The 23,933-nt window shown below is 71.8% G+C and carries 23 protein-coding genes and 1 riboswitch; of the genes, 13 read left to right on the forward strand and 10 right to left on the reverse strand.

Annotation, left to right across the window (positions count from 1 at the left end):
- Nucleotides 1-173 precede the first annotated feature (173 nt).
- The 7 genes from AC0KTA_RS27690 (at nucleotide 174) to AC0KTA_RS27720 (ending at nucleotide 5,766) form a co-directional block, all read left to right on the forward strand.
- Entirely contained in the window at nucleotides 174-1,052 is an 879-nt protein-coding gene (locus AC0KTA_RS27690; RefSeq protein ID WP_481050930.1) for an AraC family transcriptional regulator, read from the forward strand.
- Nucleotides 1,049-1,513: a VOC family protein gene (locus tag AC0KTA_RS27695; RefSeq protein WP_481050931.1), complete on the forward strand. Its 465-nt coding sequence runs from the start codon at nucleotides 1,049-1,051 to the stop codon at nucleotides 1,511-1,513. The genes AC0KTA_RS27690 and AC0KTA_RS27695 overlap by 4 nt, the downstream gene beginning before the upstream one ends.
- A gap of 13 nt (nucleotides 1,514-1,526) precedes the next feature.
- Nucleotides 1,527-1,713, forward strand: a riboswitch (cobalamin riboswitch).
- A gap of 58 nt (nucleotides 1,714-1,771) precedes the next feature.
- Complete coding sequence (locus AC0KTA_RS27700; RefSeq protein WP_481050932.1) at nucleotides 1,772-2,821, forward strand: ABC transporter substrate-binding protein; 1,050 nt, start codon at nucleotides 1,772-1,774, stop codon at nucleotides 2,819-2,821.
- Nucleotides 2,822-2,976: 155 nt separating this feature from the next.
- Nucleotides 2,977-3,996, forward strand: coding sequence for a FecCD family ABC transporter permease (locus AC0KTA_RS27705; protein WP_481056584.1), 1,020 nt, complete (start codon nucleotides 2,977-2,979; stop codon nucleotides 3,994-3,996).
- The gene (locus AC0KTA_RS27710) at nucleotides 3,993-4,850 is read left to right on the forward strand and encodes an ABC transporter ATP-binding protein (protein ID WP_481050933.1); all 858 of its coding nucleotides are present in this window, start codon (nucleotides 3,993-3,995) and stop codon (nucleotides 4,848-4,850) included. Before AC0KTA_RS27705 ends, AC0KTA_RS27710 begins: the two co-directional genes overlap by 4 nt.
- A 9-nt stretch (nucleotides 4,851-4,859) precedes the next feature.
- The gene (locus AC0KTA_RS27715) at nucleotides 4,860-5,309 is read left to right on the forward strand and encodes an MmcQ/YjbR family DNA-binding protein (RefSeq protein WP_481050934.1); all 450 of its coding nucleotides are present in this window, start codon (nucleotides 4,860-4,862) and stop codon (nucleotides 5,307-5,309) included.
- 166 nt (nucleotides 5,310-5,475) lie between these two features.
- Complete coding sequence (locus tag AC0KTA_RS27720; RefSeq protein WP_481050935.1) at nucleotides 5,476-5,766, forward strand: DUF6355 family natural product biosynthesis protein; 291 nt, start codon at nucleotides 5,476-5,478, stop codon at nucleotides 5,764-5,766.
- Between the two features lie 156 nt (nucleotides 5,767-5,922).
- Here the strand turns inward: AC0KTA_RS27720 and AC0KTA_RS27725 are convergent, their stop codons facing one another.
- Entirely contained in the window at nucleotides 5,923-6,600 is a 678-nt protein-coding gene (locus tag AC0KTA_RS27725) for a hypothetical protein (RefSeq protein ID WP_481050936.1), read from the reverse strand.
- A gap of 51 nt (nucleotides 6,601-6,651) precedes the next feature.
- On the reverse strand, nucleotides 6,652-8,133 hold the full coding sequence (locus tag AC0KTA_RS27730) for an MFS transporter (RefSeq protein ID WP_481050937.1): 1,482 nt from the start codon (nucleotides 8,131-8,133) through the stop codon (nucleotides 6,652-6,654).
- Nucleotides 8,134-8,228: 95 nt separating this feature from the next.
- Here AC0KTA_RS27730 and AC0KTA_RS27735 point away from each other — a divergent pair, with 95 nt between their 5' ends.
- Nucleotides 8,229-9,242: an Lrp/AsnC family transcriptional regulator gene (locus AC0KTA_RS27735; RefSeq protein WP_481050938.1), complete on the forward strand. Its 1,014-nt coding sequence runs from the start codon at nucleotides 8,229-8,231 to the stop codon at nucleotides 9,240-9,242.
- A 164-nt stretch (nucleotides 9,243-9,406) separates the two neighbouring features.
- Here the strand turns inward: AC0KTA_RS27735 and AC0KTA_RS27740 are convergent, their stop codons facing one another.
- Nucleotides 9,407-10,141, reverse strand: a complete 735-nt coding sequence (locus AC0KTA_RS27740) for a DJ-1/PfpI family protein (RefSeq protein ID WP_481050939.1) — start codon at nucleotides 10,139-10,141, stop codon at nucleotides 9,407-9,409.
- A gap of 199 nt (nucleotides 10,142-10,340) precedes the next feature.
- On the opposite strand from AC0KTA_RS27740, the gene AC0KTA_RS27745 reads away from it, so the two are divergent.
- The 3 genes from AC0KTA_RS27745 (at nucleotide 10,341) to AC0KTA_RS27755 (ending at nucleotide 12,524) form a co-directional block, all read left to right on the forward strand.
- Nucleotides 10,341-11,294: a GlxA family transcriptional regulator gene (locus AC0KTA_RS27745; protein WP_481050940.1), complete on the forward strand. Its 954-nt coding sequence runs from the start codon at nucleotides 10,341-10,343 to the stop codon at nucleotides 11,292-11,294.
- 80 nt (nucleotides 11,295-11,374) lie between these two features.
- Nucleotides 11,375-12,136, forward strand: coding sequence for an HD domain-containing protein (locus tag AC0KTA_RS27750; RefSeq protein WP_481050941.1), 762 nt, complete (start codon nucleotides 11,375-11,377; stop codon nucleotides 12,134-12,136).
- A gap of 79 nt (nucleotides 12,137-12,215) precedes the next feature.
- Nucleotides 12,216-12,524, forward strand: a complete 309-nt coding sequence (locus AC0KTA_RS27755; protein ID WP_481050942.1) for an antibiotic biosynthesis monooxygenase family protein — start codon at nucleotides 12,216-12,218, stop codon at nucleotides 12,522-12,524.
- A 127-nt stretch (nucleotides 12,525-12,651) separates the two neighbouring features.
- Here AC0KTA_RS27755 and glnA read toward each other — a convergent pair whose 3' ends face one another.
- Entirely contained in the window at nucleotides 12,652-14,061 is a 1,410-nt protein-coding gene (gene glnA / locus AC0KTA_RS27760; RefSeq protein ID WP_481050943.1) for a type I glutamate--ammonia ligase, read from the reverse strand.
- A gap of 288 nt (nucleotides 14,062-14,349) precedes the next feature.
- Here glnA and AC0KTA_RS27765 point away from each other — a divergent pair, with 288 nt between their 5' ends.
- Entirely contained in the window at nucleotides 14,350-14,817 is a 468-nt protein-coding gene (locus AC0KTA_RS27765; protein WP_481050944.1) for an RDD family protein, read from the forward strand.
- 128 nt (nucleotides 14,818-14,945) lie between these two features.
- On the opposite strand, the gene AC0KTA_RS27770 is transcribed toward AC0KTA_RS27765, so the two are convergent.
- From AC0KTA_RS27770 to lipB, 4 genes are all read right to left on the reverse strand, one after another.
- A complete protein-coding gene (locus tag AC0KTA_RS27770) occupies nucleotides 14,946-15,653 on the reverse strand; it encodes a DUF4191 domain-containing protein (RefSeq protein WP_481050945.1) in 708 nt (235 codons plus the stop codon).
- A 30-nt stretch (nucleotides 15,654-15,683) separates the two neighbouring features.
- The gene (locus tag AC0KTA_RS27775) at nucleotides 15,684-15,887 is read right to left on the reverse strand and encodes an SCO2195 family GlnR-regulated protein (RefSeq protein ID WP_468997856.1); all 204 of its coding nucleotides are present in this window, start codon (nucleotides 15,885-15,887) and stop codon (nucleotides 15,684-15,686) included.
- Between the two features lie 339 nt (nucleotides 15,888-16,226).
- Nucleotides 16,227-17,192: a lipoyl synthase gene (locus AC0KTA_RS27780; RefSeq protein ID WP_350892864.1), complete on the reverse strand. Its 966-nt coding sequence runs from the start codon at nucleotides 17,190-17,192 to the stop codon at nucleotides 16,227-16,229.
- A 151-nt stretch (nucleotides 17,193-17,343) separates the two neighbouring features.
- Entirely contained in the window at nucleotides 17,344-18,204 is an 861-nt protein-coding gene (gene lipB / locus AC0KTA_RS27785; protein ID WP_481050946.1) for a lipoyl(octanoyl) transferase LipB, read from the reverse strand.
- 254 nt (nucleotides 18,205-18,458) lie between these two features.
- Here lipB and AC0KTA_RS27790 point away from each other — a divergent pair, with 254 nt between their 5' ends.
- Nucleotides 18,459-19,901, forward strand: coding sequence for an NsdA family TPR-like regulatory protein (locus tag AC0KTA_RS27790; RefSeq protein ID WP_481050947.1), 1,443 nt, complete (start codon nucleotides 18,459-18,461; stop codon nucleotides 19,899-19,901).
- 106 nt (nucleotides 19,902-20,007) lie between these two features.
- On the opposite strand, the gene AC0KTA_RS27795 is transcribed toward AC0KTA_RS27790, so the two are convergent.
- Both AC0KTA_RS27795 and AC0KTA_RS27800 read right to left on the reverse strand, forming a co-directional pair.
- The gene (locus tag AC0KTA_RS27795; RefSeq protein WP_481050948.1) at nucleotides 20,008-22,140 is read right to left on the reverse strand and encodes a family 20 glycosylhydrolase; all 2,133 of its coding nucleotides are present in this window, start codon (nucleotides 22,138-22,140) and stop codon (nucleotides 20,008-20,010) included.
- A 285-nt stretch (nucleotides 22,141-22,425) separates the two neighbouring features.
- Complete coding sequence (locus AC0KTA_RS27800; protein WP_481050949.1) at nucleotides 22,426-23,838, reverse strand: NAD(P)/FAD-dependent oxidoreductase; 1,413 nt, start codon at nucleotides 23,836-23,838, stop codon at nucleotides 22,426-22,428.
- Nucleotides 23,839-23,933: the final 95 nt, after the last annotated feature.

A 23,933-nucleotide genomic window follows, 5' to 3' on the forward strand; every position in this document is an offset into this window, starting at 1 on the left:
AGCGCTGCGCCGACCCGTCCGGAGCGGCGCGCCATGCTAATAGGTCCACCTTCCCGCTTCCCATGATCGAGGTCACCGTGCGTGGCGGGCATGGGACCGCCCGACGCGGGTAGCCGCACGGGACCGCACCGCACCGGACGACAGTCCCGCCCGCGCCCGCGCACAATGGGGTCATGGGTGACGCCCCCCACCGCGAGTTCGTCCGCGCCGCGCCCCCGCCCGGCGGCCTGGTCGTCTCCGCCGTCGGCTACCGCACGCGCGGCCAGCGCCCCGCCCTGCACCGCGGCCTGCCGTCCCCGTTCCTCACGCTGATCTTCTCGCTCGACGGCCCCGTCATCACCGGCCGCACCCCCGCCCAGGCGACAGGACCCGACGCCGTCCGCACGGACATCGTCGTCGGCGGCCTGCACCAGAGCCCCGCGTATGTCGCCCAGCCCGAGCACGAGGCGGGCATCCAGCTCGCCGTGCACCCCCTCGCGGCCCGCTCGCTCCTCGGCCTGCCCGCCGCCGAGCTCACCGGGCAGCTCGTCACCGACGGCACCGACGTGCTCGGCCGTCTCGCCGCCGACGTACGCGAACGCCTCTGCGAGCAGGACGACTGGCACGACCGATTCGCCTTCCTGAACGCCTACTTGACCCGCCGCGCGGCCGACGCCGAACGCGCCGGGGCAGTGCGCCCGGAGGTCGGCGAGGCCTGGGCCTGGCTCGCCCGGCACCGCGGTGCGGGCACCCTGCGCGGCCTGTCCGCGCACGTCGCGCTCAGCGAGCGCCGGCTGTCCGCGCTCTTCCGCGCCGAGACCGGCGTCACCCCCAAGCAGGCCGCGCGCCTCATCCGCTTCCAGCACGCGAAGGCCGCCGTCGTGCGCGCGGTCGTCGCGGACACGCGCCCCGACCTCGCCGGGATCGCCGCCGACTGCGGCTACTACGACCACTCCCACCTGGTACGGGACTTCCGTCAGTACACGGACGCGAGCCCGAGCGCCTGGGTGGCCGAGGAGTGCCGGAATATCCAAGCCGGAGGCCACGCCAACGGCGAAGACTGGGACACATGAACACCAACGAAACCCCACAGAGCACCCAGACCATGCAGAGCACTCAGACCGCCACCAATCGCCGCACGCCCGACGTCTGGCCCACCCTCCAGGCCCACGACGCCCCCGCCCTGATCGGCTTCCTCGTCGACACGGTCGGCTTCCTGCGCACCGCCGTCTACGAGGACGGCGACCGCGTCGCCCACGCACAGCTCGACTGGCCCGAGGGCGGCGGGGTCATGCTCGGCAGCCATGACCCGAAGGCCGCGGAATGGTGCCGGGAACCGGGCACGTTCGGGGCGTACGTCGTCACCGACCGCGTCGACGACCTCTACCGCCGCCTCACCGGCGCGGACGTCAAGGTGGTCCGCGAGATCGAGGACCAGCCGTACGGCAGCCGGGAGTTCACGATCGCCGACCCCGAGGGCAACCTGTGGTCCTTCGGCACCTACCCCGGAGAGCCCCGCCCCGACCAGCCGTGACGCCCCGCCGGGGTGATAGCTTGCGCACGCCAGTCGTACCCGTACCAGGGTCGGGGAATCCGGTGGAAGTCCGGAACTGACGCGCAGCGGTGAGGGGGACGGGCGGGGCCAGCGGCCACTGGGAGTCCACGGACCCCCGGGAAGGCGGCCCCGACCGGACGAACCCGAGTCCGAAGACCTGCTGGCACCGCCGCCCGCTCGGGCGGCGGAGTTCGCAGACCAGGCTCCGCGCATGAGCCCTGAGACTCGGGAAGACGTGTGCATTCGACCACGCGACGCGTTCGTGTCCGCTCCGCCGCACTGATCGGCGCGGGGCTCGTCCTGCTCACCGCATGCGGCGGTTCCGCCGCCGAACCGGCGGACAAGGCGCGTGCCGGATATCCGGTCACGCTCACCTCCTGCGGCGAGAAGACCCGCGTGCAGGCCCCGCCGCAGCGGGCCGTCTCCCTCGACCAGGGCTCCACCGAGATCCTCCTCTCCCTCGGTCTCGCCGACCGCATGGCGGGCACCGGCACCTGGACCGACCCGGTCCGCCCGAACCTGAAGAAGGCCAACGCCAAGGTCGAGCGCCTCGCCGACCGCTATCCGTCCCTGGAGAAGGTCCTCGCCAAGGAACCGGACTTCGTCAGCGCGTCGTTCCTCTATACGGTCGGCAAGGGCGGCGTCGCCGACCGCGCCAAGTTCACCGAACTCGGCGTACCCGTCTACGTCTCGCCGACCGACTGCGCCGGCAAGGACAACGCCGGTGACGGCGACGGCACCCGCACCAAGACGCTCACCATGGACACCGTGTACGGCGAGATCCGTGACCTCGCGCGGGTCTTCGACGTGGAGAAGCGCGGCGAGAAGCTGATCGCGGACCTCAAGTCCCGCACCGCGAAGGCCGCCAGGTCCATCAAGTCCGCCGACGCCTCCGGCACGACCGTCATGTACTGGTTCGCCAACTCCGAGGCCCCGTACATCGCGGGCTGCTGCGGCGCGCCCGGCGTCATCACCCGCGAACTCGGGGTGAAGAACGCCTTCGCCGACACCCGCGAGGAGTGGCCCCAGATCAACTGGGAGACCATCGCCGACCGCGACCCCGACGTGCTGGTCATCGGCGACCTCACCCGCAAGTCCCAGTCCGCCGAGAGCGCCCGCCAGAAGATCAGGTTTCTGGAGTCCAACCCGGCCACGAAGAACCTCACGGCCGTGAAGAAGAAGCGGTACGTGTTGCTCAGCGGCCAGGCCCTCAACCCGGGCATCCGGACCGTCGACGGCATCGAACAAGTGGCGGCGGCGCTGCGTGAGTTCGGCCTGGCGAAGTGAGTGGTGCGGCCGTGCCCGGCGGCGTACGGGGTGACGGGCCTGGCGGCGTGCGGCCCGACGGGCCTGGCGGCGTACGGGATCACGGGCCTGGCGGCGTACGGGACGACAAGCCCGGCGGCGTACGGTCTGACGGGCCGGAGGGTGCCCGGAAACGGCTGCGCGGACGCCTGCGCGCAACCCTCCTCGCCCTGGCAGGGCTGGCCCTGCTGTTCCTGTCCATCGCCTTCGCGATCACCATCGGCCCCGCCGACATCTCCGTGCCCGACGTGTGGTCGGCCGTGGCGGCGCACCTCGGCTGGGGCGAGGCCGAGCTGACGCCGATCCGCGACGGCATCGTGTGGAACCTGCGGATGCCGCGCACGGTCCTCGCGGCGGTGTGCGGCGCGGGCCTCGCGGTGTGCGGGACGGTGCTCCAGTCGCTGTTGCGCAACCCGCTCGCGGACCCGTTCGTGCTCGGCGTCTCGTCCGGGGCGTCCACGGGCGCGGTGGCCGTCGTGGTCCTCGGAGTCGGCGGGGGAGTCCTCACCGTCTCGGCGGGGGCGTTCATCGGCGCCGTCCTGTCCTTCTCCCTCGTCCTCCTCCTCAGCCACACCCTCGGCGACACGGCGGACCGGGTGATCCTGTCCGGCGTGGCCGCGATGCAGCTCTTCTCCGCCCTGACCTCCTTCGTCGTCCTGACGGCCGCGGACGCGGAGACGACACGCGGCGTACTGTTCTGGCTCCTCGGCTCGCTGAGCGGAGCGGCCTGGACGGACGTGTGGCTGTGCGCGGCGGTCGTCTTCGCCGCCCTCGCCGTGTGCCTGCTGCACGCCCGCACCCTGGACGCCTTCGCGTTCGGCCAGGACGCGGCGGCCTCCCTCGGCGTCCAGGTGACGCGGGTGCGCCTGGTCCTGCTCTGTACGACGGCACTCCTCACGGCGACCCTGGTCAGCAGCGCCGGGGCGATCGGCTTCGTGGGCCTCGTACTGCCGCACGCGGCACGGGCGGTGGTGGGCGCGGGCCATCCACGCCTGCTCCCGGTGACGGCACTCGCGGGCGCGGTCTTCCTGATCTGGGTGGACACCCTCGCCCGCACGGTCCTCGACCCTCAGGAGGTACCGGTGGGCGTGGTGACGTCGCTGATCGGCGTACCGGCGTTCGTGGTGGTGCTGTATCGCACGAGGAAGACGACGTGACGTACGACGAGACGTACGAAGACGACGTGACGTACGAAGAGAGCGCAGCCGCGACGGGCCTCGCGGCGGGGCGCGTCGCCTACGCTGCGGGCGGCCGCCTCATCGTCGACGGCATCACCCTCGCCCCGCGCCCGGGCAGCACCCTCGGCCTCCTCGGCCCGAACGGCTCCGGCAAGTCCACGCTGCTGCGTCTCCTGTCGGGCGTCCTCGCGCCCGCGTCGGGCGTGGTCACCCTGGACGGCACCCCGCTGCCGCGGCTCGGCCGCAGAGAGACGGCGCGCAGGCTGGCGGTGGTCGACCAACACGCGTCCACACAGGTGGAGTTGACCGTACGGGACGTGGTGGCGCTGGGCCGCGTACCGCACCGCAGGCCGTGGTCGGCCACCACGGCCGCGGACGAGCGCGCCGTCCGGGAAGCCCTGGACCGCACCTCCCTGACCGACCGGGCGGACCAGTCCTGGCACACCCTCTCCGGCGGCGAGCGCCAGCGCGCCCACATCGCGCGCGCCCTGGCCCAGGCCCCGCGCGAACTCCTCCTGGACGAACCCACCAACCACCTCGACATCCAGCACCAGTTGGACCTCCTGCACCTGATCGCCTCGCTCCCCGTGACGACGGTGATCGCGCTGCACGACCTGAACCTGGCCGCGATGTTCTGCGACGAGATCCTGGTCCTGAAGGAGGGCAGGGCGTACGCGCACGGCACTCCCGCCGAGGTCATCACGGAACAGCTGATCGCCGACGTGTACGGGGTGCGGGCGCGGGTGACACCGGCGGCGGACCCCGCCGACCCGCTGGACCACCCGTCGGTCCGCTTCCTGCGGTCGCCCCGCCCCGGATCCGCCGCGTCCTAGACTCGCCGGATGGTCGACGCCGAAGTCCCCCTGGACGTCCTCACCCACCTCCGCGCGGTCTGCCTCAACCTCCCCGACGCGTACGAGGAACCGGCGTGGACGGGCATCCGCTGGCGCGTCCGCACCCACACCTTCGCCCACGTCTACCTCACCGACTGGACCCGCTCGGCCTCCCCCTCCGCCCGCGCCATCGCCACCGAGGGACTCACCACGACCCTCACCTTCCGTTCCCACGGCGAGGAGTTCGAGGCGCTGACCAACGCGGGCGCGCCGTTCTTCCGCCTCTCCTGGGGCGCGAACGTGGTCGGCATGCGCCTCGACGCGGACACGGACTGGTCCGAGGTGGCGGAACTCCTCACCGAGAGCTACTGCGCTCAGGCCCCGAAGCGGCTCGCGGCCCAGGTCATGGGGCAGGTCACAGCCCCGGCGCGGCAGGTTTCACCGACTCCCGAGAGGTAAACGGAGGAGTTCCATCCGATTGGCGTACGGGGGATCGTTCCTGCAGGTGAATGGCACGGCGTTCGAGCACAGGGCGGTACGCGGGACTGCGATTCTCAGGCCGACATCTCGCCCGGACCGCGTACCGCCCCGGGCCCATCTCCTCCCCCTGACGAAGGAGTTGCCCGTGTCCGTACGTCGCCTGGTGACCACCGCCCTCGCCTCCACCGCCCTCGCCTTCACGTCCCTGGGTGCGGTGACCGTCACCGCTACCCCCGCGGCCGCGGCCCCGTGCGGCTTCTACGAGACCAGCACCGACGCCTACTACAACCACTGCACATCGGACGGCTCCCACGTCGTCATCAAGGTCCGGGTCGCCCTGGCGCCCGATTACGAGCGCTGCGTCCGCCCCGGCATCACGTGGCTGGGCTCGGACGAGAAGATCCAGGGCGCGCACTACGTCGGCCGCACCTGCTGACGACCGACCGTCACTGAGAAGGCGGGGCCCCCGGCGGGCGGCCCCACCTGCGGCCCGGGCACGCGGATCTCCGCGCACCCGGGCCGCCGCTGTTCCCTCGACCCCTCGACCGGGCGGGGCCCACGACTTGCTCACCGGGCGGGGCCCACGACTTCCTCACCGGGGTGAGCCCATGACCCACGGCCGCAGCCGACGGTTCAGCGTCTCGTCCGTGACGTCCTGCGCCATCTCGATGGCCTGCCCGATCCGGTACTGATAGGTGAACGGGCACGAGCGCTTGGCGGATGCGTCACCGTCGACCGTGACCTTCGCCAGCCGGCGGCCGGTCTTCATCACGTACACCTCGAAGGTGTGCGACGCCGGATAGACCGTGCCCCCGTTGCATTCGCCCACCGACTTCCCGCTCCGCCGATGCAACCCGGTCTTACAGACGAGCAGTTCGGCCAGTGCCGGATCCTCCTTGTACTTCTCTTTGTTGTGCGCCTGCCACTCGGTGGGCAGCGAGTACGTGGTGAACGGATGCCGGATGAGCGAATCCGACGCCGCCGACAGGTCCTCCTCGGCCACGACCGGGTGCGGCCCGGGGCCGGAGTAGGCGGGCGCCTTTGGGTTGGGGAACTTGACCGGTCCCAGCAGGAACAACGTTCCACAGCCGGTGCGCCCGGTGGGCGACGGACGCGGGTCGGCGGAACGTTCGGCGGTGGCGGACGACGTCGCCGACGAGCCTGTACGACCCGTACGCGCCGCCTTCGCCTTGTCCGCAGCCGACTCCGTGCACCCGGCCACCCCGAGGAGAACCACGGCGCACAGCACCGGCACGCACCTGCGCGACATCCAAACCCCCGCTCCCGACCGGCACTTGGCGTACGACAACACACCGCGAGGCTACCGACACACCCCGGGACCCGTCCCGCCGTCCACCGAGGAACCCTGAGCCAGGACCGGCCCTTGCGGCGTGCGTGGGCGCATGAAGGCGGTGGCGGCAGCCGTGGCGAGGACCAGCCCGGCCGCGACGCAGAAGGCGTTCCGGGCGCCTGCCGACGCGGGAGCGCCGGACGTGGTGGCGTGGAAGAAGACGCTGCCGAGCAGGGCGACGCCGAGGGTGGCGCCGAGTTGCTGGACGGCGTTGAGCAGGCCGGCCGCCGAGCCGGTCTCGTGCGGGCGGACGTGGTGCAGGGCGGTGGTGAAGAACGGCACGGCGTACAGGCCCTGGCCGAGCCCGGCCACCGCCAGCGCCGGGAGCAGCGGCCACGGGTAGGAGCCGGGCCGGCCGGTGGCGCAGGTGGCGTACACCGCCGCCGCGGCCACGGTGCCGGCGAGCAGGGCCAGCAGACCGGCGGGCATGACGCGGGCGCCGTACCGCGGTACGAGCCAGGCGCCCGCGGACCAGGACGACAGGGCCATCGCGACCGACCACGGCAGCAGGGTCAGGCCCGCCGTCGACACGTCGCTGTGCAGCCCCACTTGCGGCTGCACCACGATCACCAGCATCAGTCCGTTGACCGCGGCGAAGAAGAGCACGGACGCGATCAGGGCGGCGGGGAAGCCGCGGTCGCGGAACAGGCTCGGCTCGACCAGCGGGCTGCGGCCGCCGCGCCCGCGCCACCGCTGGTGAACGGCGAAACCGGCCAGCAGCGCGCCGCCGACGGCCGACAGTGCCAAGGACCAGACCGGCCACCCCAGCGCGTCGCCCTGGATCAAGGGGTAGACGACCAGGCCCGTGCCGAGGACCGCCAGTGCCGTGCCGGTGAGGTCGAGGCGCGGCCGCCGGGCGGCGCGGTCCTCGCGCAGCAGGCGGCAGGCCGCCAGGACCGCGGCGCCGAGGGGGACGTTGACGAGGAACACCGCGCGCCACGTGGAGCCGAAGAGATCGGCGTGGGTCAGCAGGCCGCCCAGCGCGGGACCGGTGACGGCGGCCAGGCCCATGACGGGGCCGACGCAGCCCATGGCCCGAGCCAGCTCGCGGCCGTCGAACAGCGCACGGATCATGCCGATGGTCTGGGGGATGACGAGCGCCGCGGCGGCCCCTTGCACGGCCCGTACCGCGATCAACGCAGTGGTGGACGGGGCCAGGGCGCACGCCAGCGAGGCGATCGTGAAGGCGGCCATGCCGACGCGGAAGACCCGCCGACGGCCCGCGATGTCGCCCAGGCGTCCGCCGGTGATCAGGAAGACGGCAAAGGGCAGTGTGTAGGCGGCGCTGAACCACTGGATGGCCGCGTCGGAGCCGCCGAGGTCGGCGCGGATCACCGGCGCGGCGACGGTCATGACCGTGGCGTCGAGGAGGTTCATCGCCTCGGCGAGCAGGAGCACCGCCAAGGCGGCCCACCGGTGCGGATGGGGTGTGGTCGAGAATTCGTCACGCATGGGTCGACGGTGGGCCGAGCCACGCCCCTGCTTCCACTTTCGCCGCCAGAGTGAACGAATTTTCCAGATGCCTGCTCCCAGTGCATGATTCTCACATGCTGGACGACATCGATCGCGGTCTCATCCACGCCCTGCACATCGACGGCCGGGCGCCGTTCAGCACGATCGCCGACGTCCTCGGCGTCTCGACGCAGACCGTCTCCCGCCGCTACCGGCGGCTGTGCGCCGAGGCGTCGCTGCGCGTGGTGGGCCTGCCCGACCCGCACCGGGCCGGGCGCACCCAGTGGCTGCTGCGGCTCACCGCCGTCCCGCACTCCGCCCAGGACCTCGCGGCCGCGCTCGCCCGCCGCGCGGACACCTCCTGGGTGATGCTGGCCTCGGGCGGCACCGAGATCGTCGCGGTCGTGCACACGTCCACGGCCGACGGCCCGGCCGGGCACGGGCTGCTGCTGCACGACATCCCGCGCACGGCCGGCATCACCGCCGTCTCCGCGCACTGCGTGCTGCACACCTACCTCGGCGGCCCCACCGCCTGGCCCGGCCGCGAACAGGGCCTCGACGCCGAGCAGCGCCGCCGCCTCCGGCCCGCCACCGCGCCCGCCCGGCCCGCACAGCAGGCCCTCACCCCGGCCGACGGCGACCTCCTGGCCGCCCTCCGGCGCGACGGCCGGGCCGGCCTCACCGACCTCGCCGCGGCCACCGGCTGGTCGGCCGCCACCGTCGCGCGCCGCCTGGCCGACCTGCGGGCCGGCGGCGAACTCTTCTTCGACGTCGAGCTCGACAACACCCTGCTGGGCGTCACCACCCAGGCCATGATGTGGATGGCCGTAGCCCCCGCCCACCTCGACCACGTCGCCCGGACCCTCGCCGGTCACCACGAACTCGCCTACGTGGCCGCCGTCACCGGTCCCAACAACCTAGTCGCCCAGGCTCTGTCCCCCGACCCCACAGCCCTGCACCGCTACCTCACCGACAAGCTGGGCGCCCTGGAAGCCATCCACACCCTGGAGACCGCCCCCATCCTCCGCATGACCAAAGCAGTCGGCCCACTCCCACACCCGGCCCGGCCTGCCCGCTCCGGATCACATCAAGCGGTCAACCGGCGGTGAACCCCGGTGAACGTCATGAGGGCCGCCACCCCTGACCAGGGATGACGGCCCTCACAGCTTTTCTCGCTGAACGGCCGCAACGCTTACGACATGATGGCCGCGTACACCGCCACCAAGTTGACACGGACGAGACCGCCACCCGGCGAAGAACTTGCCCGCTGCGGTCAGCTCTTCGCGCGCCAGACGGTGCCCCGGCGTTCGTACTCCAGGATCATCTCGGCACGCAGCGCGGCCTGGGGGCCGTAGAGGCGCTCGGCGAGCCAGAGGGCCAGGTCGAGGCCCGAGGTGACGCCTCCGCAGGTGATCAGGTCCCCGTCGTCCACGACACGCCCGTACGTGAGCTTCCCGCCCTCCTTGGCGAGATCCTCGCGGGCAGCGAAATGCGTCGTGCACGGTCTGCCGCGGGTGATCTTCGCCGCCGACATGACCATGACGCCGGTGCATATCCCGCCCATGATCAGCCCGGCCCGCTCGGCCTTGGCCAGTGCGCGCGGCAGTACGCCGCGCTTGATCTCGTCATCGACCCCTGACCCCTTTCCGTAGCCCCCGCCCGGCACGAGCAGGACGTCCGCGTCCTCCGGTGCCCAGGGATCGCGTACGTCGATGTGCATTCCGGACGACGTCCGTACGGTGCGGGGGCCGTCGGCGGTGACGAAGCTCTGCTTGATCCGGCGCTTGTCGGCGTCCGCGAGGATGCCGAGCACCTCGATGGGGCCCGCGAAGTCCTGCTCCTCGACGGCGTCGAACAGAACTGTGTGCACGCGCAGTTCGCGGGTGCGCTCGCGCTTCCGCTCGGCGGCGGGGGCGGCGGCAGAAGCGGCGGTGGATGAGGTGCCGAGGCCGAGCGTGGTCGCGGCCGTGGCCGCGGCGCCCGTACGGAGAATGTGTCGGCGCTGCATGTCCTGTGCTCCTTGGGTCGGTCGGTGTCGGGGGAGTGGCGGAGTGAGTTGGCCAGTGTCAGGAATGCGCTGGTTCCGGGCTGCGGAACGCGGGCCAGATGACTGTCCCCTCGGGCCGGAGGAGCGCGGAAGGGGATGTCCGGATGTGTGGGCTGCTTGTCCTTGAGGACATACCGGCCGGGCGCCGAGACTGAGGAGCGTGAAGACCGAGAGCGATGTGGTCGTGGTCGTGGGCGACGGAGTGGTGCTGCTCGATGTGGCCGGTCCGGCGCAGGTGCTGCACGGGACCGGCTACCGGGTCCGGCTCGCCTCGCCCGCCGGGCGAGCGGTGGTGAGCGACACGGGGATCCCGCTGGGGGTCGAACTGGCGCTGGAGGACGTCCCCGAGACCGTGGACACGGTGATGGTGCCGGGCTATCCGACGGTGAACGGCCACGGGCATCCGCCGGAGCTGGTCGCGCACGTACGCCGCCTCGGCACGGGCGCGCGTCGTACGACGTCGGCCTGCACCGGCGCGTATCTCCTTGCGGAGGCCGGACTGCTCGACGGCCGGCGGGCCACGACGCACTGGGCCGAGTGCGAAACGCTCGCGAGACGCTTGCCGCGGGTGCGGGTGGAGCCCGACGCCATCTACGTACGTGACGGGCCGGTCATCACCTCCGCCGGGGTGACGGCGGGCATCGACCTGGCACTGGCGCTGGTCGAGGAGGACCACGGCCCCGAGGTGGCGCGTACCGCGGCCAAGCATCTCGTCGTCTTCCTCCAACGCCCCGGCGGCCAGTCGCAGTTCAGCGTGCGCAGCGCGGTGACCCCGCCCCGCAACGCCGGGCTGCGGCGGGAACTGGATGCCGTGGTGGCCGACCCCGGCGGGAACCACACCCTCGCCGCCATGGCCGGGCGGCTCGCCGTCAGTGAACGGCACCTCACCCGGCTCTTCCGCCGCGAAGTCGGCGGCACCCCCGGGCAGTACGTGGAACGCGTCCGCGTGGAGGCGGCGCAGGCGATGCTCGAATCCTGCGACGCCGGTGTGAACACCATTGCCCGCACCTGCGGGTTCGGCACGGACGAGACGATGCGGCGGGTGTTCCTGCGCGTGCTCGGGGCGCCGCCCGCGGTGTACCGCGCGCGATTCCGCGCGACCTCCTCCGCCTAGCGGGTCCCGACGGACCTTGCTGGGCACGGGGCGCCCTTCCCGGAACCTTGCCCAGTGTCAACAGACCAAGGAGAGAACTGATGCCTGCGCACCCGTCGCGTCGCGACGCGCTGGTCACTGGTGCCGCCGCGCTGTCAGCGCCGGCCATCACCACAGATGCCGCCGCCGACGACGACACCGACGCCACCCAGGGCCTGTCGTTCCCGGGCACGGCCCTGGTCCGTAAGGTCCGCGATTTCGTGGACGAGGCGGCGCGGCCGTACCTGCGCAATCACAGCCTGCGGGCCTTCCTGTTCGGCCGCGCCGCTGCCGCGCAGGCCGGGCGTCGGCCGGGGAAGGACTACGACGAGGAGGTGCTGTTCCTTATCTGCGCGCTGCACGACATGGGACTGACCGCGCGGGCGGCGGACGATCGGCAGCGGTTCGAGGTAGCGGGGGCCGACCTGGCGGCGCGCTTCCTGGAGGACAACGGCGTCACCGACAGCCGCGTGGACACCGTCTGGGACGGTATCGCGCTGCACACCTCGCCCGGATTCGCGGCCTCCCCCGTCCACCGGCACCGCCGCCCGCCGGAGATCGGCATAGGGCAGCGCGGCATCCTCCTCGACATCGAAGGCGGCCCCGACGACCTGCCGCCCGGCTACGCCTCCCACGTGCACGCCGTCTACCCCCGCCTCGGAGGGGCTCGCGCCCTCAGCGAAACCCTGGAGGCCCGCAGCCTCTCCGACCCGGCCACGGCCCCGCCGATGACCCTGCCGGGCGAGATCCTCCACCAGCTCCACCCCGAACTTCCCTACACCACCTGGCAGATGACTCTCGACGCGAGCCGCTGGGGCGACTGAGAGAGGATCCGTGCAGTAGCAGTGAGCAGACAGTGCTGACAGCGCCGGCAGGGCGTCCTCACAGAAAAGGAATCCTCCTATGACTGATCAGGCCGTTACTTTCATCAACGTCATCGAAATATCCGCCGACCAAGTCGACGAATTCATCGAGCAGTGGCGCGAACGCGTGGCCCTGATGAGGACAGCGCCTGGGTTCCGCGACGTCCGGCTGCACCGCGCGCTGCTGCCGGACGCGCGATTCCAGCTCGTCAACATCGCACACTGGGACAGCGCCGAAGCATGCGAGGCAGCCGGCGCCAACCCCACCGTGCTCGCTTCTGTTTCCCAAGCCGAACGAATCGCCGGCGCCAGCCCTGGCCTCTACCAGGTTGTCGCCGAGTGCCCTTGATGGACGGGCACCCAGAACGTTGAGGGCCGCCGCCCCGGGAGTCGGGACGGCGGCCCTCAACAGCAAGTCCTTCCGCAAGTCACAGCAGGTGCCCAGAACTTCGTCCCAGGCCGCCCGACCCTGCGGTTTAGATGTCGAAGTACAGCTCGAACTCGTGCGGGTGCGGCCGCAGTTGGATCGGGGCGATCTCGTTGGTGCGCTTGTAGTCGATCCACGTCTCGATGAGGTCGGACGTGAAGACGCCGCCCGCCTGGAGGTACTCGTTGTCCGACTCGAGGGCGTCGAGGACCGCGGGGAGGGAGGTGGGGACCTGGGGGACGCCCGCGTGCTCCTCGGGGGCGAGCTCGTACAGGTCCTTGTCGATCGGCTCGGCCGGCTCGATCTTGTTCTTGACGCCGTCGAGGCCCGCGAGGAGGAGGGCCGAGAAGGCGAGGTACGGGTTCGAGGACGGGTCCGGGGCGCGGAACTCCACGCGCTTGGCCTTCGGGTTGGAGCCCGTGATCGGGATGCGCATGGCCGCGGAGCGGTTGCGCTGCGAGTAGACCAGGTTGACCGGGGCCTCGAAGCCGGGCACCAGGCGGTGGTAGGAGTTCACCGTGGGGTTGGTGAAGGCGAGGAGCGAGGGGGCGTGCTTGAGGATGCCGCCGATGTAGTAGCGGGCGGTGTCCGAGAGGCCCGCGTAGCCCTGCTCGTCGTAGAAGAGCGGGTCGCCGCCCTGCCACAGGGACTGGTGGACGTGCATGCCCGAGCCGTTGTCGCCGAAGATCGGCTTCGGCATGAACGTCGCGGTCTTGCCGTTGCGCCACGCGACGTTCTTCACGATGTACTTGAAGAGCATCAGGTCGTCGGCGGCGGCGAGCAGCGTGTTGAACTTGTAGTTGATCTCCGCCTGGCCCGCCGTGCCCACCTCGTGGTGCTGGCGCTCGACCTTGAGGCCGGAGCGGCCCAGCTCCAGGGAGATCTCGGCGCGAAGGTCGGCGAAGTGGTCGACCGGCGGAGCCGGGAAGTAACCGCCCTTGTAGCGGACCTTGTAGCCGCGGTTGTCCTCGAGCGCGCCGGTGTTCCAGGCGCCCGCCTCGGAGTCGATCTCGTACACCGAGCGGTTCGCCGTGGTCTCGAAGCGGACCGAGTCGAAGACGTAGAACTCCGCCTCCGGACCGAAGTACGCCGTGTCCGCGATGCCCGTCGAGGCCAGGTACGCCTCGGCCTTCTTCGCCACGTTGCGCGGGTCGCGGCTGTACTGCTCGCCGGTGACCGGGTCGTGGATGAAGAAGTTGACGTTGAGGGTCTTGTCGCGGCGGAAGGGGTCCACGCGGGCCGTCGTCAGGTCCGCCACGAGCGCCATGTCCGACTCGTGGATGGCCTGGAAGCCGCGGATGGAGGAGCCGTCGAACATGAGCTGCTCGGCCGGATCGAACGCCTCCGCCGGGACCGTGAAGTGCTGCATGACGCCCGGCAGGTCGCAGAAGCGGACGTCTACGAACTTCACGTCCTCGTCCGCGAGGAACTTCTTGGCTTCGTCGGCGTTCTGGAACATCCAGCTCCTCCTGTTCCCGCCCGGGAAAGGAGCGGGGTTGCAGCTCGGTCGTGCGGCCAGTGCGGTGGCACACGCTGGGACCCGACCATAGGGACGGGGCATTTCTCAAGCGTGACCCATTTGTTTCGCCGAAGTTAACCGGCCCGGGTGCCGGACCCCGCCGGGACCGGCCTCTTCACGCAGCCGAAACCCACCTCTCCGCGTACGGACCAAACCTCTCCGCGCCTCTCCGCGTACGGACGAGACCCACCTCTCCGCGTACGAAAACGGGCGCAGTACCGTGGACGGGTGGACAACAGGCAAGCAATCGGATCGTGGCTCTCCGGCCCCCGCGCGGCGGCCGAGGACGCGGGCGTCGACTTCGGATACCGCGGCGAGCGGCTCGGCCTGCCCGAGGAGGGCCCCGGCTCCATCGCCCGGCCCGGCCGCCGCGTCGGCGCCATCGCCATCGACTGGGGGCTGTGCCTGGTCATCGCATACGGCCTGCTGGCCCGCGGCAACCCGCAGGCGATGGGCAACTGGGCGCTCGGGCTGCTCTTCGTGATGAGCGTGCTGACCGTCGGCACGGTCGGCAGCACCCCCGGCAAGCGCCTGCTCGGCCTGCGCGTGGTCAGCGAGGAGGGCGGCCGCCTCGGCTTCGTCCGCGTCCTCGTCCGCAGCGCGCTGCTGTGCATCGGCATCCCGGCGCTGATCTGGGACCGCGACGGCCGCGGCCTCCACGACCGCCTCGCCCGCGCGATCCAGGTGCGGATCTAGGCTCCCGCGTCCGTTGATGGCCCGCACACGTTGACCCGCATACGTTGATGGGGCGCCCCGAACCACTCGGTTCGGGGCGCCCCATCAACGTATGCACTCACATCACACTCGAAGGAACAGCGGCAGCGTCACCGCATCTTCGGGCCGCCCCGCGGGATCCGGGCGCCCTTCGGCATCGGCCCCTTCGGCAACGGCATGTTGCTCATCAGGTCACCCATCGCCTTCAGGCGGTCGTTCGTCGCCGTGACCTGCGGGCCCTGGAGGACCCGCGGGAGCTTCAGCAGCGTGGTGCGGAGCTTCTTGAGCTCGACCTGGCCCTCGCCGGTGCCGACGATCACGTCGTGGACCGGGACGTCGGAGACGATCCGGGCCATGCGCTTCTTCTCGGCGGCCAGCAGGGGCTTCAGCCGGTTCGGGTTGCCCTCGGCGACCAGGACGATGCCAGCCTTGCCGACGGTGCGGTGCACCACGTCCTGGCTGCGGTTCATCGCGATCGCGGGGGTCGTCGTCCAGCCGCGGCCGATCTTGTCGAGCACCGCGGCCGCCGCACCGGGCTGGCCCTCCATCTGCCCGAAGGCGGCACGCTCGGCCCTGCGTCCGAAGACGATCGCCATCGCCAGGAAGGCGAGGAGGAAGCCGAGAATGCCGAGATAGATGGGGTGACCGAGCCAGAAGCCGATCGCGAGGAAGACACCGAAGGTGACGATTCCCACAGCCGCGATGATGAGACCGATCTTGGAGTCGGCCCGCCGGGTCATCTTGTAGGTCAGGGCAATCTGCTTGAGTCGCCCGGGGTTCGCGGCGGCATCCGCCGCGGTGGTTTCCTTCCTCGCCATGCCTTGAAGTCTACGTGGCCCGGGAGGCGACTACGACGTGCGGGTTGCCCCCGCCTCCTCCAGCACGCGCTGTGCCTCGACCCGGTCCTTGGCGCGGCGCCGGTCCTCGAGGACGGACGTCCAGGCGTTGCGGCGCGCGGTGCGCTGGCCGCCGCTCATGAGCAGCGACTCGACGGCGCGCAGCGCGTCGGTGACGGACGGGATGGCGGTGGCGCGAACGGGCGCGGCCTGCATGGTGATGCCCTCCGGGAAGCGACAGTGGACGGGGGAGCGCTACGAGGGGGTGCCTGGCTCTGGGCAAGGGTGCACGTGCGGTAATTCCAGGGTTACTGATTGGTGTTACCAGGGCGTGACCGAGCGGTCAAACGCCGATGAAGCCTTGACGCGGAGCCCCAAAACGCTGACGCGGCCCATACGTTCCTCTTCACCTGCGAGGAAGGTATGGGCCGCGTCGTACTGGGCGCTACCGGGCGGTAGTTGCTTGTGCGCAGCTTCACACGCTTGCCGGGTCCGCGGACGCGGAGCTTCCGGGCCCACGGGGCGCGAACAAGCGGAACGCGCGGAGCCCGGGGTTCAGACCGCCTGCGAGGCCACGTACGACCCGCGCCGCTCGATCGCCATCTGGTACAGCCGGCCCGCGCGGTACGAGGAGCGGACCAGCGGGCCCGACATCACGCCGGAGAAGCCGATCTCCTCGGCCTCCTCCTTGAGCTCCACGAACTCCTGCGGCTTGACCCAGCGCTCCACCGGGTGGTGGCGCACCGACGGGCGCAGGTACTGCGTGATCGTGATGAGCTCGCAGCCCGCGTCGTGCAGCTGCTGCAGCGCCTCGCTGATCTCCGCGCGCTCCTCGCCCATGCCGAGGATCAGGTTCGACTTGGTGACGAGACCGGCCTCGCGGGCCTCGGTGATCACCTTCAGGGAGCGCTCGAAGCGGAAGCCGGGGCGGATGCGCTTGAAGATGCGCGGCACCGTCTCCACGTTGTGGGCGAGCACCTCGGGGCGGGAGGAGAAGACCTCGGCCAGCTGGTCCGGCTCCGCGTTGAAGTCGGGGATCAAGAGCTCGACCTTGGTGTGGCCGCTCTCGCGCTCGGCGGTCATCGCGTGGATCTGGCGGACCGTCTCCGCGTACAGCCAGGCGCCGCCGTCCTCCAGGTCGTCGCGGGCGACGCCGGTGATCGTGGCGTAGTTCAGGTCCATCTTCACGACGGACTCGCCGACGCGGCGGGGCTCGTCGCGGTCGAGGGCCTGCGGCTTGCCGGTGTCGATCTGGCAGAAGTCACAGCGCCGCGTGCACTGGTCGCCGCCGATGAGGAACGTCGCCTCGCGGTCTTCCCAGCACTCGTAGATGTTCGGACAGCCCGCCTCCTGGCAGACAGTGTGCAGGCCCTCGCTCTTCACGAGCTTCTGCAGGGCGTTGTACTCGGGGCCCATTTTCGCCCGGGTCTTGATCCACTCGGGCTTGCGCTCGATGGGGGTCTGGGCGTTCCGGACCTCCAGGCGCAGCATCTTGCGTCCGTCGGGTGCGACTGCGGACACATCGGCTCCCTGTAGCTTCGATTCTTCGGCGCACCCCAGGGTACGCCCGTGATGTCTGTGGGCTTACTTCTGGCCAACCTCTGGCCCAGGGGGCGCATTCCCGTACGCGCCCCGGGGCCCCTGCCAGGCCGGTCCGGCAGGCCCCGACGGCTCAGGCGAGCGCCCGCTCGGTGGGCTCCGCCGGCCCCGCCGGTTCCTCGGTGGCCTTCGCCTCCTGGTCCGTCGGCTTCTCGACCTCCCGCGGCTTCAGCTCCGCGTTCTCCAGTACGTCCCGCAGGTGCCGCTCGACCACCGGCAGGGCGTCGGCGATCGTGATGTCGCGGCCCAGCTCGTGCGCGATCGACGTCACACCCGCGTCGCGGATGCCGCACGGCACGATCCGGTCGAACCAGGTGTTGTCCGGGTTCACGTTCAGCGCGAAGCCGTGCATCGTCACGCCCTTGGCCACGCGGATGCCGATCGCGGCCACCTTGCGGTCCTCACGGCGCTGGCCGGCGTTGGAGGGCGCGTACTCCGGGCCGTTCAGACGGGCGTCGAACTCCTCGTCCTCGAGCCGCGGGTCGAAGTCGAGACTGAGCCCGCCGAGGGCCGGTCTGGACTCCAGCGGATCGCCGAGAACCCATACGCCGCTGCGTCCCTCGACGCGCGTGGTTTCGAGACCGAACTCGGCACACGTTCGGATAAGTGCCTCTTCCAGGCGGCGTACATGTGCTACGACGTCCACCGGACGCGGCAGCTTCTGGATCGGATAGCCCACGAGCTGGCCCGGACCGTGCCAGGTGATCTTGCCGCCGCGGTCCACGTCCACGACCGGAGTGCCGTCCAGCGGACGCTCGCTGTCCTCGGTCCGGCGGCCCGCCGTGTACACCGGCGGGTGCTCCAGGAGCAGACAGGTGTCCGGGACCTCGTCCGCGAACCGGGCGGCGTGCACCCGGCGCTGCTCGTCCCAGGCCTCCTGGTACTCGACGAAGTCCGGGCCGAAACCCAGCCGGCTGAATCGCATCTCGCCCACGGCACGTGCCTCCCTAGAACCATCCCCGTGCACCGGACCCGCACCGGGCACGGAAACCTTCACCGTGCACGGATTGCGCCCCGGCCACTCTACGTCCGGCGGAATCCCGTCAGCTCTACGCCAATCCTCACACGATCGGATGAATGGAGCTTGAAGGTCGCGATGAGGACCCTCAGCGCCGCTACATTCGCGCCGTTCACGAGGCCATAAGGGCTGCTCAAGGCAGGCCCGGAAGGCAGGAGACCGCACAGCTGATGACGGAACGACCCCCGCAGCGCACCCCCAACCGCCAGCTAGCCGCGCTCATCGCGGAAGCCGGGTTCTCCAATGCGGGCCTGGCGCGCCGCGTCGATCAGCTAGGGCTCGAGCACGGTCTCGATCTCAGGTACGACAAGACATCGGTGACACGCTGGCTCAGAGGCCAGCAGCCGCGCGGCACGACCCCGGCGCTGATCGCGGAGGTCTTCACCCGGCGCCTCGGCCGCCGCCTGTCCGCCCAGGACCTCGGGCTCGACGCGTGCGCGCCCGTCTACGCGGGCCTGGAATTCGCGGCCTCGCCCGAAGAGGCCATCGACATCGTCGGCGGCCTGTGGCGCAAGGACTCCGGCAGCCACGCCGAACTGCGCAAGATCGCCTTCACCCCGGCCGGTCTTGTGGTGCCGAGCCGGGACTGGCTGATCGGCCGCGCCGACGATCGCGTCGCCCGCGGCGAGCCCCAGCAGACCCCGCGCGTGCCCGCCCAGGGCCGCCCCGTGGTGCCGCGCCAGCGCCGCGACACCGACCGCGGGCCCGGCCACCGCGTCACCGGCGGCGACATCGCGGCCCTGCGCTCCGTCGGCGAGCTGTTCCGCGCCCTCGACCACGCGTACGGCGGCGGCCACGCCCGCCAGGCCCTCGTCCGCTATCTGGAGCACGAGGCCGAGCCGATGCTGCGCGGCACCTACGGCGAGCAGGCGGGCCGGCGCCTGTTCGCGGCCGCCGCCGACCTGACCCGGCTCGCGGGCTGGACGTCGTACGACATCGCCGCGCACGGACTCGCCCAGCGGTACTTCGTGCAGGCGCTGCGCCTGTCGCAGGCCGCGGGCGACCGCGCGTACGGCTCGTACGTGCTGGTCACCATGAGCCGCCAGGCCGTCTACCTCGGCCACGGACGCGAGGCCGTGCAGCTCGCACGGGTCGCGCAGCAGGGCGTGGGCTCCTCGGCGCCGCCCGTCGTCCAGGCGCTCCTGCACGCCGTCGAGGCGCGCGGGCACGGGGTGCTCGGGGAGGTGCGGGCCTGCTCGGCGTCCATGGTGCGGGCCGAGCGTGCCCTGGAGACGGCCCGGCCCGGCGACGAGGTCCCGTACTGGGCGCGCTTCTTCGACGAGGCCCAGCTCGCCGACGAGTTCGCGCACTGCAACCGCGACCTCCAGCAGTACCGCGCGGCCGCCCAGCACGCGGAGCGCTCGCTGCAACTGCGCGCCCCCGGCTACGCCCGCAGCCGCCTCTTCTGCCGCGTCGTCCTGGCCTCCGCGCGCCTCGGCCTCGGCGAACTGGAACAGGCCTGCCAGCTCGGCGCCGACGCGGCCCAGGCGGCGGGCGAGATGCGCTCGGTCCGCGCGGTGGAGTACGTACGCGACTTCGAACGCCGCCTGGAGCCGTACCGGGACGCGGCTCCGGTACGGGGGTATCGCGACAGGGTCGCGGCGCTGGGGTAGTTGGGGGTTGGGGGCGGCCACACCAGGTCCGCCCCCTGCCGCAACGGCAGTTGAATTCCGCCGCGACGGCGAACAACCACAACGAACCCCTCCGGCGGTGCCGAACTCACCGCAAGCGGGCGACAGCCGAGGCCCCCAACGCCACGTCCCACGTGACGAGGTCGTCCAAGTCCCCGCGCAGCCCGGCACGTTCCGTGCCGATGGACCGCATCGGCAACGGAATCGACGCGGGCACGGCCCCGACCCGCTCCCCGTCGGCGTACAGAACCGTGCGACCCGGCGAGGCCACCCACGTCAGCCGAACCCACCGGTCCAGTGGCAGAACGTACGGAAAGCTGAAGTCGGCCTCTCCGTACCGAGTGAAGCCCACACGTCCCGTGCCGTGCTGCATGAGCTTCAAGGCCGCCGCCTTGGAGCTCAGCAGCACCTGGTCACCCGTCCGCGCCGTCGCACGGACCCGCACCGACACCGTCCACGGCTCCGCCACGTCCACGCCGCCGAAGCCCACCCCGTCCCGGTCCGAGTCGAACCGCCACGCCTGCCCGCGCACGCCGGGCACGGGCGTGGGGTTGTCGATGATGTACGAGGTGCCGGGCAGGTCGCCCGCGACGTCCTCGGCGAAGATCGTGTTGCCGGGGCTGCCCGCGTACGTCCAGCCCTTCGGGTACGCGGCGTCGTCGAAGGTCCAGTGATGGCTCGGCCGGTCCGACACCCGGGGCCGGGTCCAGGCGGGCGTGGTGCCCGGAGGATCGCCGACGCGCCGCACGCGCGCGCGGAAGTCGGTCAGGGTGTCCGGCGTCGGGGAGCCGTTCCAGGCGCGGTCGGCGAGGATCGCGCGGGCGCCCGCCATGTGCTGCTCGAAGTACGCGTCGTCGGCCCAGAAGTTGTAGTCCGCCCAGTTCACGACGCCGGAGCCGAGCATGTCGGGTGCGGTGCTCGGCGCCCAGGTGTCGTACATCCAGGGCTCGTCGGGGTACTTGTGGTGGTAGTTGTTGGGCGTGTTGTAGAAGGGGCCGATGGCGATCTCGTCGTGGCCCGGAATGGCTGGTTCCGCTCCGGTGCCCTCCCAGGTGATGAAGACGACCGGGGCGTGCACGCGCTGCTGCGGGGCGGCGAGGTGCTCGGAGCCGTTGTAGACGGCGGTGCGCTTGCCGTGCGAAGTGACCACATCGTCCAGGGTGTTGATGTACCGGTTGAGGAGGTCGCCGAGGGTGGAGACGTCGGGCGCGGCGGCCAGGTGGTCCTTGACGCGCGGGCACTCGGCGAGCTGCCCCGGCACCTCCTCCGCGCCGATGGAGAACAGCGGCGCGTCGAACCAGCCCGCGAACTCGTCGACGATCTCCTTGCTCTTGCCGATCGCCTTCTCGCTGGTCATGTCGATGATCCAGTCGGGCGTCAGATGGGAGTGCGTGTGCGCCGCCGTGCACGCGCCGGGCCCGGAACCGAAGCCGATGCCGAACGCCTCGCTGATCACGGTGGCGTGACCGGGCAGCTCCAGACCTGGCATCACCTGCACATGGTGGCGGGCGGCGAAGGCCTTCAGGTCCTCGATGTCGGCGCGGCTGTAGCTGTGGGCGGGGTCGGCGAGGCCGGGGAAACGCGGGCTGTCCAGGCGGAAGCCCTCGGACTCCGACAGGTGCAGGAACAGGGTGTTGAGCTTCTGGTCGCCCATCCTGCGGACGAGGTTCTTCAGGTACGGGATGCGCCAGAACTTGCGGCCCGCGTCCAGGTGGACCATGCGGACCGGCTGCGTGGGCCGGTCGGCCGAGCGGGCGCGCGGGACGGCGCGGTGGTCGGGGGCGGTGGTGCGCAGGAGCTGGAGGAGGGTGCGGGTGCCGTAGTACAGGCCGTGCGTGGAGGCGGCGGCCACGCGCACGGGGCCGGTGCTGTCGAAGCGGTGGCCCTCGGGGCCGAGGGTCCGGTCGGCGGTGAGGGTGAGGGTGATGTCGCCCCGGTCCGGACGGCTGCCTGTGACGACGCGCGGGGTGAGGCCGGTGACCTGCTCGATCTCCGTACGCAGTTGGGCCGCGAGGCCGCGTACGGACTGGTGCGCGGGGCCCGGGAATTCGGCGCGGCCGGACGGCAGCGCGGTGACCGAGGTCTGGCGCGGGTCGATCAGGATGCGGGTGCGGTGGGTGAGTTCGGTGCGTCCGGGGAGTGCGGTCCAGTCGGTGGGGCGGGGGACGACGGCCGGCCCGTCGAGGTCGGCCCGACTTTCGGCGCGCGCAGTCGGCACCATCAGAGATCCCATGAATAGGCTCAAGAACAGTCCGAAGATGAGGGTGATCACCGGCAAGGTGCGACGCACGTCAGTCCTCCCGCGGCTCGGTGACCCGGTGGCCGGGTCCGGTGGGACCGTAGTGCTGTCCTGAGGCGGTGACAAGGCTGTGCGGCGGGACCACGGGACGGGAGGAGCCCCCGCGTGGGGGGCGCGGGGGCTCTGGGGGAGCTGGCCCGTGTAGATGAAAGGTCGGAGCGCTGTGCGGGGTGGGCGGTGGTGTGCTGTGGCCGAGGCCGGATGGCCTCACGCGGCGGCGGGCAACACCTCTTCCGTGCAGGCCGGTTCGACCCCCAGGTCGGCCAGCGCGGCCTGCGCCGCCCGGCGCCCGGAGTGCAGCGCGCCCTGCACCGTGCTGGTGTCCCGGTGGTCCCCGCACACGTAGAGACCCGCCAACAGTCGTACGGGACGGCGCAGATCGTGCGGCGGCGGCATCGCGGGCACCGCCTCGCGCGTGTGGTGGACGGCGAGCAGTTCCCAGCGGTCGGTGGGAGTGCCGTACAGCTCCGCGAGGTGGGCGAGGACGGTGTCCTCCAAGTCGTCCGGGGGCGGGCCGAGGACGGTCGAGGAGACCAGGGTGCGGCCCGCGGGCGCGCGCGTGGGGTCGACGTGGCTGACGACGGCCGTGTGGGCGACCGGGCCCCGGCGGTCGGCGTCCAGCAGGAGCGCGGGTTCGGCGAGCGGCGGTTCCGGCGCCGCGTGGTGCACCACGGTGACCGGGTGGAAGGACGGCACGCGCAGGCCGGGCAGCAGCTCGGCGGCGGCGCGGGCGTCGGTGGCGAGCAGCACGCCGCCGCAGGACAGCTCGCCGTGCTCGGCGGTGCTGACGCGGTTCGCGGCCACCGAGGTGACGCGTACGCCGGTGCGTACGGTCCCTGGCGGCAGCGCGGCCGCGAGGAGTTCGGGCAGGGCGTCGGCGCCGCCCTCGGGCAGGCACAGGCGGCCGCGCGCGAAGGCGTGCAGGGCGAGGTCGGCGCACCGGCTCGACGTCGTCAGGTCCGGGTCGCACAGCAGCGCCGAGAGCAGCGGGCGCAGAAACCCGTCGATGGTGCGCGCGGGCAGCCCGCGCGCCGACAGGGCGGCCACCGCGGGCAGTTCGGGGCGCGCGAGGAGCCGCCGCACGGGGGTCGCCGCGATACGGGCGAGCGCCGCGCCGAGGCGGGCCTGGTCGAGTGCGCCGCCCAGGGGAGCGGTACGGGACGGCGGCCTGCACGGCCGGGGCGTGGTCCTGGACGGGGAGCGGGGCGGGGAACCCGGTGCCCCGCGCGAGGGCCGCGGCACTCGGGGGGCGCTCGCGAGGGCGCGCGCCGCCGTGAGTGCGCCCCTTGCGCCCCCTGTGCCCTTGCCGCCGGCCGGCTCGGCCGCGCGGTGGTGCCGTCCGGCGCTGTGTACCAGCAGTCCCGGTGCGAAGGGACGTAGGACGAGTGCGTCGAGTCCGGGGGTGTGGCGCAGTTCCGGATACGACGTGGTCAGCAGTTGCCCGATCCGGTCGAGCCGGAATCCGTCCACCTTCTCGGTCGACATCCGGCCGCCGACATAAGGGGCGGCTTCCAGGACGACGGTCGTTACACCGGCGCTGGTCAGCCGATGGGCGGCCGACAGTCCCGCGACCCCGGCCCCCACGATGACGACATCCACATGGTGCGCAGGCTCTGGCACGTGCTCCTCCCGGAGGTTGCGCGGCTCGCTCGGCTGCTGGGGAGCCTTATGCCCTCGACAGGCCCCCGGAATCCCCGAGTTCCGGTTGAGGGTAG

The sequence above is a fragment of the Streptomyces sp. Y309 genome, assembly GCF_056712025.1.